This window comes from Flavobacterium rarum (SeqCode), from assembly GCF_965234445.1.
Lineage (GTDB): Bacteria > Bacteroidota > Bacteroidia > Flavobacteriales > Flavobacteriaceae > Flavobacterium > Flavobacterium rarum.
Map to the genome: position 1 here is coordinate 194,242 of NZ_OZ248501.1, position 12,606 is coordinate 206,847.

At 31.4% G+C, this 12,606-nt stretch carries 10 protein-coding genes and 1 pseudogene; 7 read left to right on the forward strand and 4 right to left on the reverse strand.

The features are described from left to right. Window positions 1-38: 38 nt before the first annotated feature. The 3 genes from AC8GF4_RS11550 to guaA form a co-directional block, all read right to left on the reverse strand. Window positions 39-1,997, reverse strand: a complete 1,959-nt coding sequence (locus tag AC8GF4_RS11550; RefSeq protein ID WP_506594793.1) for an amino acid ABC transporter substrate-binding protein — start codon at window positions 1,995-1,997, stop codon at window positions 39-41. A 64-nt stretch (window positions 1,998-2,061) separates the two neighbouring features. After that, window positions 2,062-3,957, reverse strand: a complete 1,896-nt coding sequence (locus AC8GF4_RS11555; RefSeq protein WP_506594794.1) for a LysM peptidoglycan-binding domain-containing protein — start codon at window positions 3,955-3,957, stop codon at window positions 2,062-2,064. Window positions 3,958-4,020: 63 nt separating this feature from the next. Next, window positions 4,021-5,550, reverse strand: coding sequence for a glutamine-hydrolyzing GMP synthase (gene guaA, locus AC8GF4_RS11560; protein WP_506594796.1), 1,530 nt, complete (start codon window positions 5,548-5,550; stop codon window positions 4,021-4,023). A 494-nt stretch (window positions 5,551-6,044) separates the two neighbouring features. On the opposite strand from guaA, the gene AC8GF4_RS11565 reads away from it, so the two are divergent. Continuing rightward, window positions 6,045-6,593, forward strand: coding sequence for a hypothetical protein (locus tag AC8GF4_RS11565; RefSeq protein ID WP_506594798.1), 549 nt, complete (start codon window positions 6,045-6,047; stop codon window positions 6,591-6,593). A gap of 30 nt (window positions 6,594-6,623) precedes the next feature. On the opposite strand, the gene AC8GF4_RS11570 is transcribed toward AC8GF4_RS11565, so the two are convergent. Next, window positions 6,624-7,256: a hypothetical protein gene (locus AC8GF4_RS11570; protein WP_506594800.1), complete on the reverse strand. Its 633-nt coding sequence runs from the start codon at window positions 7,254-7,256 to the stop codon at window positions 6,624-6,626. Window positions 7,257-7,559: 303 nt separating this feature from the next. On the opposite strand from AC8GF4_RS11570, the gene AC8GF4_RS11575 reads away from it, so the two are divergent. From AC8GF4_RS11575 to gldI, 6 genes and pseudogenes are all read left to right on the forward strand, one after another. Continuing rightward, complete coding sequence (locus AC8GF4_RS11575; protein WP_506594801.1) at window positions 7,560-8,135, forward strand: hypothetical protein; 576 nt, start codon at window positions 7,560-7,562, stop codon at window positions 8,133-8,135. 174 nt (window positions 8,136-8,309) lie between these two features. Beyond that, a complete protein-coding gene (locus tag AC8GF4_RS11580) occupies window positions 8,310-8,696 on the forward strand; it encodes a RidA family protein (protein WP_506594802.1) in 387 nt (128 codons plus the stop codon). Between the two features lie 81 nt (window positions 8,697-8,777). Further along, window positions 8,778-9,240 (forward strand): annotated as a pseudogene (gene tnpA / locus AC8GF4_RS11585) (IS200/IS605 family transposase). Between the two features lie 389 nt (window positions 9,241-9,629). Next, complete coding sequence (locus AC8GF4_RS11590) at window positions 9,630-10,886, forward strand: voltage-gated chloride channel family protein (RefSeq protein WP_506594804.1); 1,257 nt, start codon at window positions 9,630-9,632, stop codon at window positions 10,884-10,886. A 68-nt stretch (window positions 10,887-10,954) separates the two neighbouring features. Further along, a complete protein-coding gene (locus AC8GF4_RS11595; protein ID WP_506594805.1) occupies window positions 10,955-11,959 on the forward strand; it encodes a DHH family phosphoesterase in 1,005 nt (334 codons plus the stop codon). 5 nt (window positions 11,960-11,964) lie between these two features. Further along, complete coding sequence (gldI, locus tag AC8GF4_RS11600) at window positions 11,965-12,603, forward strand: gliding motility-associated peptidyl-prolyl isomerase GldI (RefSeq protein WP_506594806.1); 639 nt, start codon at window positions 11,965-11,967, stop codon at window positions 12,601-12,603. Window positions 12,604-12,606: the final 3 nt, after the last annotated feature.

The following is a 12,606-nucleotide window of genomic DNA, read 5'->3' on the forward strand; positions in this document are numbered from 1 at the left end:
TAACTGAAGACTAAAAACTGAAAACTGAATACCTTTTTTTACTTCGCTTCTTTTATTGTCAAATCAGAGTCATAATAAAGAATATAGGCTCCTTTATTGGCATATCCTCCTTCGTCTTTTTTATAATATTCGAACTTGTTTTCTATTTGCTCAGTAATTAATGTTTCGGCCGTTTCCTGATAGGTTTTATCCTGTGACAAACGCATCATAGTATCAAAAGTAATATCAAAACCACGAATAGCAAATGTGCTTGGATTGACTTTATTTTTTTTTCTATAATTCTGCATAAAAATCTGTGCCTCTGGCGCGTTATTTTCTCTTGTTGCTGAAGCGTACATTAAATGCAATTTGGTTAAATTCAAAAAACTTATTTCATCTGTATCCAACGTTTCATTTGGCTCCAGAATAACCAATTGCACTTGATAGGAGTTCATTGCACTTAACATTGCATTCATTGTGTATTTTATCATTCCAGTATTTCCTGTTTCCAAAACAACATAATTCATTTTGTCTTTGACCATTAGTCTTTTAAAACCTTCTACATCCAAACCTCCTGTAGCGGTCAATGGAGCAATTTTAACTTCTTTTTGGTTTTCTAAAATATACTTTCTAATGGTTTCTTTTTTCTTATCAATTACAGCAATTATATTTCCTTGTTTTGAATTCATAAAGTCAAACATTGCAGTCTTTAAAACAGAAATTGGCACAATGGATTGATACAAGTTTGGAATTGGATTACCTGTATCTTTAGATAATGGAGAAATTACAGGTACATTGTTTTGAGCAAACAAACTCGCTGTTTTTTCAACATTACTTTGATAGAAAGGCCCCACCACAGCGTCTGCGTCTGCAAGATTATTGTCTTTAAAAATAGAATTTACATTTGAAGTTGTTTTTGTTTCATTGGAATCAAAAATTTTAACATCCATATTTATTCCCAACACTTTGGCAGAATCAATTGCCATCAAAGCACCTGAATAAAAATCCAATGTCATATTTAGAAACTTATCATTGTTCAATTTGTTGGTCATTGAACTTATTGAATCATTACTACTCTTTCCAATATTAAAAGGCAATAACAACACCATAGTTTTTCTTTCTTCACTGCCTTTTTTAATCAAAACTACTTTTTCTTTCGTCGAATTTAAAGCAATTTGATTTGATTTTGACGGCACTTTTAAAACCATACCCTCTTGAACACCGCTGGACAAAACAGGATTGAGTTCTATTAATTGTTGCTGAGTTAATCCATATCTTTTTGATAAACTATAAAAAGTTTCTTTAGCCTTTACAGTATATTCAACATAACTTATTTCTTTGGGAGCAATTGTCTCAATTGTTTTTTTAACATCAGTTTTTGTTTCTGTGCGACTAACTTTGGCAACTGGTTTTACCCTATTACCTTTAATTAATAACTGAAAACCAACTGACAAACTTTCTAAAATTTCTGGATTTTTTTTCTCCAATTCCTCAACAGACATATTGTATTGTTTGGCTATCGAATACTTTGTTTCTTTTGCCAATACTGTATGATAAACAGTGGCATTCTTGGCAACTACTTTAGTTCCTGAAGTTCCTTTAGAAGGAATATTTAAAATTTGACCTATCTGCAAACCCTCTTTTTCAAGAAAAGGGTTTGCATTTTTTAAGGCTTCATCTGTTACATCGTATTTTTTTTCAATTCCAAATAAAGTTTCTTTGGCAAGTACTTCATGAGTTTTAGCCTGATTTTTATTGGTTTTGACTGACACAAAATCACTTTTTCCTGTTTTTCTAGGAATAAGCAATATGCTATTGGGCTTTAATCCATTTTGAGCATCTGGATTGAGTTTGTAAATATCATAAGGAGTTATTTTAAACTTTTGGGCAATTTGATTAATAGTTTCTCCTTTGACTACAACATATTTATCTATCTTTTCTTGCGCAAAAATTGAAGTTACAGAAAACAAAATAGTACAATATACTACTGAAAAATAATTCATATTCGAGTGATTCATTTATGTTTTTAAAGTTCAGTAAAAATACTGTGTTTTTAGTTACTATTTTTTTAAGCTTGTTAATTTATTCCTTTACTGTACTTTCAGGAGTCACCTTTAGAACATATATATTTTCAAAAAGTGGCTTCCCTTGTTTTTTAATATATTCATATTTCGCTTCTTCTTTGGTTTCAGACATTTTGGAATATACTGTATATGTTTGCGTGTTTGCGTTGTAAAAGAAATTTGCATCCAATGAACCTGAATCGGTTAGTTTCCTAATCTTTTCATCCCTTTCACTTGCTTGTTGAAACAGTCCGACAACAACATAATAACCTGCATTTATATCCTTCAAATCGGTTAAATTTTGAATTTTAATTGCATTTACTTTTGTAGGTTGCTTTGCCAATTCTTTTTTAATTTGATCTAAAGTAAGAGCATTTGCAGCAACTCCTGTTTTTGATTTTGCTTGAGCATCAAAAGCCTGATTTTGATAACTTTGATTTTTAACCTTAGCCAATCTATCATCCAAGCTTCTTGCTTCTTTACTATAAAATGAAGCCCTACTAATATGAAGACTCAATTCAGATTTGCTTTCGCTATTTAATGAATCAAGTCTACTGATCAATTTAATGTTATTTAAATCACGAATACGTTGTTCCATTTCCATATTCTTCAAATCCCCAGGAGTTAATACAACCGCTTTACTCTCTGCAGGTTTGGATTTACCATTTTCTCTTATACTTTTCTTATATTCTTGATTTTCTTCAACAACAATACGCTCAGCTTTATCCATCAAACCAGTGTAGACTTTTCTATTATCAGCTAATTGTTTTTTAAGTTGATGAGAAAGTTCATTGGTTTTACTAATGTTTTCACTAGAAATTTTCTGTAAACGTATGGATTCATCAAGATCTACTAACTCTGTCTTTTTTAATTGAATCAAGTCTTTATTCATTGTATTTACCAATGAATCTAGTTTTACCAACAATACTTCTTGTATTTTTTTATTGGTCTCTAATACTAATTTAAGTTTTTCAGCAGAACCTTCTTTGGTGTTATCGATTTCTTTTAGATCAGCCAATAAACCATTTACATTTGTTACATTTTTATTAATTTCTTCTTGAAGTGCTAATTTTTCTTTTAGCCCTTTAATCTCTTCCGTATTGGCTTTTGATTTCTCAACTACAACTTGTTTTTCTGCCAAAGCTAGCATCAACTCTTCATTTTCGTTTGTTGGCTTAACTTCTCTAACATTTATTGCTAATTTATTTCCTTCAACCAATCCATTTACAATTTCTGGATTTTGAGATTCTAATTGTTCAATAGTTATACCAAACTGTTTAGCAATAGAATATTTAGTTTCTTTTGGCTTTACAACATAAAAGACCGTTTCTGCGTTTATTACTCTAACTCGTCCGTCTAATGTTTTCTTTTTATTTGGAATGTTTATTTCTTGACCTTCTTGTAAACCTACTTTCATAAGTTCAAAATTTGCTTTATCTAAATCCTCAACAGAAACATTATATTGTCTAGCGATACTGAACAATGATTCTTTGGATTTTACAATATGTGTTGTTTTTGAAGCAGTTTGTTGAACTTGACTTTGGGGAATTACTAATTCTTGTCCAACTTTTAATCCATTCACCAATGCGACAGTATTTGCATTTTGAATGTCTTCAACTTTTACATTGTATTTTGTAGCCAAACCGAAAAGGGTTTCTTTTGGGGCAACAACATGCACAATTGTGTTTTTTGATTGCAAAGTTCCTTCGGCAATAAAAAGGATTTGATTTTCTGAAATTCCGTTTGTTGCTTCAGGATTTAAACGGTATATTTCTGCAGGTGTAGTTTTGTAATTTTGTGCGATTTGGGAAATCGTCTCACTTTTTAACACCGTATGTTTTGTTGTAGATTCCTGCCCAAAAGTGACATTAGAAACAATAACAATAAAAAATAAAACTCTAAAAAATTCTTTCATAAATATTATTTTAAAAAATTAAGTCGTCACAAATGTAACGACTTAATTTTAAATTCAATACTATTATTCCCACTCAATTGTTGCTGGTGGTTTTGAGCTAATGTCGTAAACAACTCTATTTACCCCTTTTACTTTGTTGATAATATCATTAGACACTTTCATCAAGAAATCATAAGGTAGATGTACCCAGTCTGCTGTCATTCCGTCTGTAGATTCTACAGCTCTCAATGCAACAACTTTTTCATAGGTACGTTCATCGCCCATAACACCAACACTGTTTACTGGTAATAAAATTGCTCCAGCTTGCCAAACTTTATCGTATAATCCCCAAGATTTCAATCCATCAATAAAGACTTTGTCAACATCTTGCAAAATTTGAACTTTCTCTAAAGTTATATCACCCAAAATACGAATAGACAATCCAGGTCCAGGAAAAGGGTGTCGTCCTAATAATTCCGGATCTATTCCTAATGTTGCTCCTACTCTACGCACTTCATCTTTGAAAAGCATACGCAAAGGTTCCACAATTTTAAGTTTCATATAATCTGGCAAACCACCAACATTATGATGCGATTTGATAGTTGCAGATGGTCCTTTTACCGAAACAGATTCGATAACATCAGGATATATTGTCCCTTGTGCTAGCCAAGTAACATCTTCAATAAGATGTGATTCTGCATCAAAAACTTCGATAAAGGCATTACCAATTGCTTTTCTTTTTAACTCTGGATCAGTTACTCCAGCTAAGGCATCATAAAAACGTTGAGAAGCATCTACTCCTTTTACATTTAAACCCATTCCTTCGTATTGATCTAATACGCTTTGGAATTCATTTTTTCGAAGCAAACCATTATTTACAAAAATACAATACAGGTTTTTACCGATTGCTTGATGCAATAAAACAGCAGCTACAGTTGAATCTACACCTCCAGAAAGGCCCAAAACTACTTTGTCGTTTCCAACTTTTTCTTTCAATTCAGCCACCATTTCTTCAACAAAAGCATTTGGTGTAAAATTCTGAGGAACATCAGCTATTTTTACCAAGAAGTTTTCTAGCATTTGTTTACCGTCTGTTGAATGAAAAACTTCAGGATGGTATTGAATTGCATAAGTAGTTTCCCCTTCAATTTTGTAAGCTGCAAATTCCACATCGTGGGTACTAGCAAGTTTAACTCCATTTGTTGGTAATGCTTTGACACTATCACTGTGGCTCATCCAAACTTGACTGTTTTCAGAAACACCCTCGAAAAAAACTTCTTCTTCCTTTATATAAGTCAAATTGGCTCTTCCATATTCTCTTGTATTTGAAGCTGCTACTTCACCACCACTAAAATGGGCTAAATATTGGGCTCCGTAGCAAACTGCCAGCATAGGCAGCTTTCCTCGAATTTGGGATAAATCTGGATGTGGTGCGTCTTCTCCTCTAACAGAAAAAGGGCTACCTCCAAGAATTACAGCTTTATAACTGGATAAATCACTCGGAAAATGATTGTAAGGAAAAATTTCGCAGAATATATTTAATTCGCGAACTCTACGCGCAATAAGCTGTGTATATTGCGATCCGAAATCTAAAATAAGTACGTTGTGTTGCATGTGCAAAAATACTTTTTATATTCGTAAATGAAAAATTGATTTTTGAAAATTTTTATTTTTTATTAATTTAAAATAAAGCACCTCAAATTACTTAATAAAAAAAAAGCCTATCAGAAACACTGAATAGTTTGGTTTTGCTTATTTCAAGTTCTACCTGTCACAAAAAAATAATTTTAAAATCAAGCTCTATTAAATAACAATTTGAATTAAATATAACCGGTTGGGTGAAATTCAAATTAAATAAAAATTTAACCCCATAGAATCAAAGATTAATGCTAAATAGACAAAGTATAAATTAGGAAAAGCACTATTTCACACATAGAATTTCTATATGAATAGTAATACGTCTATTTCTTACTTTTAAAAACTATAAACTCTATTTTTATGTGGTGAAAAATAATTACACCCCACTGGTTATATATAATATACTAACAACAAATCCGTTAAAATGAGGCAAGACATATATATTATGCTACATTTACCCAAAACTCCAAATGAAAAATTTAAACTTAAAAATAAAAACAAAAAAATTTACAATTATAGCTGTTTTAGCCTTATTCACTGTTTCATGCAGTGAAATAGACAAATTACTTACATTCAACATTTCCAATCAAACTACATTTAAAATAGAAAGTGGCTTGCCTTTTAACACTCCTTTCGAAATAGCAACTCCGGATGTTACAACAAATTCAACTTCCGAATTCAAAAACAATAATACTAATGCAGATTTGGTCAAGGATGTGAAATTACAAGAATTAAAACTAACCATAGCAAACCCTGTTGACAAAACATTTAGTTTTTTAAAAACTGTTCATCTGTATATTTCAACTAATACGGATGATGAAATAGAGTTGGCTTTTTTGGACAATATTACTGCAAATTCAAATACAATCAACTTGACCTGTAGTTCCCAAAAATTGGACAAATATGTAAAATCACCATCATACAAAATACGAACAAAAGTAACAATAAAAGAAACGCTTACCCAGGATATCACTGTAAAAGCGGACATGAAATTTAAAGTTACTGCAGACCCTTTCTAAAACTTTCATTGTAAAAGAGTAGTTTTTTAACTACTCTTTTACAATTATTATAGTAGCTTTAAAACCCGTACCGAGGTTCCACTCACTTGCCGAAACCAATTTTTCTTGATCATCATACACTTTAAACTCTGCTGTGTTTGGACCAGAGTCGCCTTGATTCAATGCCTCAAAATCAATCTTATTGAATCCTTTTTCCAATACAATTTCAAATCCTTTAAAACTACTTTCCAAATAAACTTGACTTTCAATAACTCTTCCATTTAAATAAACTCGAATTAAATCACCATCTACAAACTGAGCATCTCGATACAACACTTTTGCAGATACTGATTTTGTACTATAGGTTCCTAAACTCTGATTACGACGATAGGCTTTCCCTTCTTGTCTATCCGTTTTTTGATTCAATCTGTCTTTCACTTCATCCCCTGGATTGATAAATCCGTTGTTTTTGGGAATCATAGACATTTCACTTTTCACCTCTAGTTTATAATCCGTAATTGGATTAGTCGGATTAGGATTTTTATAAACGTTTGGCGGGATGATGACAGGGAAATCTGTAGCAGGTGGAGGTAATTTCTTTTTTTCTGGCTTAGGATTAGAATTGGAGGGCGGAATGGCTTTAAACTTTGTATTAAGTTCAGTTTGAGAATAACAATTTGCCATTATATTTAATAGAAAAAAAATAAAATAAATTTGTTTCATAGTATTCAAAAAATAGTTTTTCGAAATTTAAAATATTTTCAAAAATAAAAAAAGACACCTTATATATTCACAAAACTAACATAATTTATTTTTGTCCACTTGTTAATTTATTCAAAATAATAAAATCGACAAACATTAAACCTTTTTTACCTACATCGACTCTGTAAACATATTCTTTACAATTTAATACCGTTTAATTCACACTCCTTTTAGCTGTTTAAATAAATTAAAAATTAGTTTTGAAAATCAATAAAAACAGTAAAGATGAAGACTTTTTTAATTAGTATTTACGCATTACTATTATTCAGTAGTGCAAATAGTCAAACCACGAACGAAGTGGTTTTGCAAGTAAAAATAGAAAACAAAAATTGGGATCATGTCTATATAAAAGACCAAGATTACAATACCGTTCAAATTATCGATATAAATGAAGAAGGATTTTTTAAAAGTAAGTTAACGATACAAGACGGACTATACTATCTTTTTGATGGAACAGAATATTTTAAAATTTATTTAAAAGACGGATATAATTTACAACTTTCTATGGATACGAATAACTATCGAGAATCCATAAAATACTCAGGAATTGGAGCAGATGTAAATAACTTTTTAGTTTCTGAACTAAACAATGAAGTAGCTTATGATTATGGAAAACTTTCGAATACAAAGAAAAGCAAGCAACTAATTAAACTCATAAATGAAAAAGAAAATGAGTCCATTAAACGATTAAAATCAAATCCAACTTTTGACAAAAACTTTGTCGCTGTAGAACTCAATTCATACAAATTACATTCTGATGAATTAAAAAAATATTATGGCGAACTAAGAGAAATGAATTAAATTAAAAAAATTAAATCATTTTGTTATAAAAAGAAAAAACCAACAATTATAAAGGCTTCTCCTAAAAAAGAAGCCTTTTTTTTATTTCATTTTTCATAAATTGCGGACTTTAAAATTCGACTCTTGCAAAAGAGTTTATTGTCAAAACTAAATACGAATTAAAATAACTAAATAATGGAAAGAAAAAACATTTTAACAGGCTCTCCTTGGGAAGACAAAATGGGATATTGTCGTGCGGTTCGCATAGGAAACATAATTGAAGTATCTGGAACAGTCGCTATAATTGATGGTGACAAAGTAAAAGCCGACGATGCATATGCTCAAACATTGAACATTCTTGAAAGAGTAGAAAAAGTTCTTGAAGAACTAAATGTTGGAATGAAAGATGTGATTCGCACTCGAATTTTCACTACCGATGTTGCTACTTTTGAAAATGTTGCAAAAGCACATGCCACTTTTTTTAAAGACATTAAACCCACCACTGGTTTTTACGGAATTAATCAATTGGTAGCTCCGGAATATCTAGTTGAAATTGAATTTACAGCTATTGCTTCAGAATAATTCTAGAATATTCCGTTAGGAATTAAACATTGGTAGAGAAATATGAACCAAACCATTTTGTCCCGTAGGGACTAAACTATTATGCCAAATACTTACACACAAATCCATATCCATTTTGTTTTTTGCAGTTAAATATAGAAATGGTATAATTAAAGCCGAATGGAAAGAATCATTATACAAGTACATAACAGGAATTGTTCAAAATAACAAGCATAAACTTTTAAGTATAAATGGGATGCCTGATCATGTTCATATCTTGATTGGCTTAAGACCTTCTCAATCCATTTCTGATTTAATGAAAGATGTAAAATAAGGCTCATCATTATGGATTAATGAAAATAAGTTATCAGCATGTCATTTTGAATGGCAAGAAGGATTTGGTGTATTTTCATATAGTAAATCTCAAGTTCCAAATGTTATCAATTATATTCAAAATCAAGAAACACATCATAAAAAGAGAACATTCAAAGAAGAATATATTGATTTTCTTGAAAAATTTGAAATAGTTTATGACGAAAAATATATTTTCAAAGAATTAATATGACAGTATAGTCCCTACGGGACAAAAAAGCGGGTGAAATTATTTTTCTACCATTATTAAGTTCCTAACGGAACAACACTTATCCCTAAAAAATTAATGTGAATCAAGGGTTAAAAATCTTTTTATTGTGTACCGTTAGGTACTAAATATCGGTAGCAAATTAAATTTATAATAAGATCAATGTCCCGTAGGGACTATATATTGTTACATAAATAAGATATCAAAAGGGATTGTTTGTTTAGTTCCTAAACAGAACAAAGAAACGGATAAACTTATTTTTTACGAATAATAAGTTCCCAACGGAACAACAGTAGTCGCTAAAAAAAAGAATTAACAAAAAAGTTTGTAATACTTTAGCATAAAGTTTGGTTCTCAAAAAAGTATTGCAATTGATGGATTTTCAAAAAATAAAACAAATAATGCTTATCACACTCAAATGGTTCATCATTTGTAGTTTGATAGGCATTATTTCTGGTACTGCCTCCGCTTTTTTCTTGGTTTCATTAGAATATGTAACTCAATTCCGAAATCAAAACAATTGGATTATTTGGTTCTTACCCGTTGGAGGGTTAGCAATCGGTTATCTTTATTATTTTTATGGATCTAATGTAGTAAAAGGTAATAATCTACTTCTAGAAGAATACAACAATCCACAAAAAAAGATTCCTTTTTTAATGGCTCCATTGGTTTTAATTGGAACCTTAATCACTCACCTTTTTGGCGGTTCTGCAGGAAGAGAAGGAACTGCAGTGCAAATGGGAGGCGCTATTGCAGATAGTTTTTCTACAATTTTTAAATTACCCCAATCCGAAAGAAAAACTTTGATTATTTTGGGAATCAGTGCTGGTTTTGCATCGGTTTTTGGGACTCCGCTAGCAGGAGCTCTTTTTGCATTAGAAGTAGTTTTTTTTAGTCGCATTAACTTAAAAAGTAGTTTACTTTCTTTTTTTGTTGCTTACATTGCTTATTTTACGGTAGAATTTTGGCATGTAAAACACACCCATTACAGCATTCCGCTTATCCCAGAATTCAGTTTTACTACTCTTTTTTGGATTATACTCGTGAGTATATTGTTTGGTCTTGCTTCTCTACTGTTTTCTAGGAGTACCCATTTTTGGGGAAAGTTATTCTCAAAAAACATAAATTACCCACCACTTCGTCCTTTCATTGGAGGACTTATTTTGTCAATAACCTTATACTTTATTGGCACTACAAAATACATTGGACTAGGCGTTCCTGAGATTGTAAGTGCTTTTTCTACTGCAAACACTCCTTATGATTTTCTTTTAAAAATAGTATTTACTGGTTTTACACTTGGTGCAGGATTTAAAGGTGGCGAAGTAACTCCTTTATTCTTCGTGGGAGCAACACTTGGAAGTGCTTTATCCGTTTTAGTCCCACTGCCAATTGCCTTATTGGCGGGCATGGGATTTGTGGCTGTTTTTTCTGGAGCGACCCACACTCCTATTGCTTGCACGGTAATGGGAATGGAACTTTTTGGTATTGAAAGTGGCATATATATTGGTCTTGCATGTTTAATTGCTTACTTTTCGTCTGGCTCAATTGGCATTTACAAATCACAAATAGTCAAAGGACCAAAATCGATTTTGTACCAAAGTATTCGAAAAAAAGGATTGAAATATTTCTAAAACTATAAAATTTGTTAATTTCTTAAATGATTTCAACTTTTAGTTAAAAAACAGTAATTTCGCAAACTATGAATACACTAGACATACAAGCGATACAGTTGTTATTATCAACTCCAAAAAAAATTGCCATAATTCCACATCGAGGTCCAGACGGAGACGCCATGGGTTCTACATTAGCATTATATCATTTTTTGCTAAAAAACAATCACTTTCCAACTGTGATTTCTCCAAATGATTTTCCTGATTTTCTTGCTTGGATGCCAGGCTCTGAAACGGTAAAAATTTACGAAAAAGACAAAGAAAATTGCACAAAAACTCTTCAGGAAGCGGAGTTGATTTTTACTTTAGATTTCAATGCACTGCACAGAGTTGGTGAAATGGAGACTGTTCTAGAAAAATTGACCGCACCATTTATAATGATAGATCATCATCAAAAACCAGATGATTATGCTACTTACACCTATTCGGATGTGGCTTTTGGTTCTACTTGTGAAATGATTTATAATTTTATATCTTTTTTAGACAAAAAACAAGATTTAGACAAAACTATTGCCACTTGCATTTATACCGGAATTCTAACCGATTCGGGTTCTTTTCGATTTCCAAAAACTACCGGAACCACCCATAGAATCATTGCAGAATTAATAGATCTTGGAGTAGAAAATACGGTAATCCCAACTTTACTTTTTGACAATAGTTCATATAGCCGATTGCAATTACTTGGACGTGCCTTACAAAACATGAAAGTAATGATGGATCACAAAACATCTTACACTTCTTTGACGCAAGACGAACTAAATTCTTTTGATTATATAAAAGGGGATACAGAAGGTATTGTAAACTATGGTTTAAGTATAAAAGGAATTGTTTTTGCAGCCATTTTTATCGAAAACAAAGAAGAAGGAATCATCAAAATATCATTTCGTTCACAGGGTTCTTTTGATGTGAATCAGTTTGCGAGAGATCATTTTCAAGGAGGAGGTCATAGTAATGCTGCTGGAGGAAAATCGGAAGTTTCTATGGAAGAAACACTACATAAGTTTGAAGGTTTGGTGCGAAATTTAAAAATATAAAACCCATGAAGTATTTAAAAGTATTACTAATTGCAATTTTTGCAACAGTATTGAGTTCAAGTTGCAAACAACACCAAGAAGCAAGAAGACCCGTTTCTCAGTCTTCGGGAAGCTTTATGAAGGAATCCATTGCTAGAAACAAAAAAATGATTGCTAGCGAAGAAGTTCAAATTGATTCTATTATAAAAAGCAACTCTGGCAAAACGTACATCGCTTCAAAAAAAGGCTATTGGTATTATTATGAAACTAGAAATCTACTAGATAGTCTCACACCAAAAAAAGGAGATATTGCATTTTTTGATTACGAAGTTAAAGATTTGAAAGGCAACATTATTTATTCTCAAGAAGAGTTAGCCCCTCAAATTTACAAAGTAGACAAACAAGAAATTATGATGGGATTAAGAGATGGAATTAAACTTATGCGAAAAACTGAGAAAGTACATTTTCTATTTACTTCCCACATGGGATATGGTTATCATGGTGATAATAACAAAATAGGCACCAACCAACCTTTATTTTGTACCGTAACGCTACGTGATTTCATGCCTGAATCAAAATATAATACCCAACTACAAGCCAACTCAGTTGTGAATTCCAATACAGTATTACAAGCCAAATCCCCAAAAGACACTATAACTAATTAATAA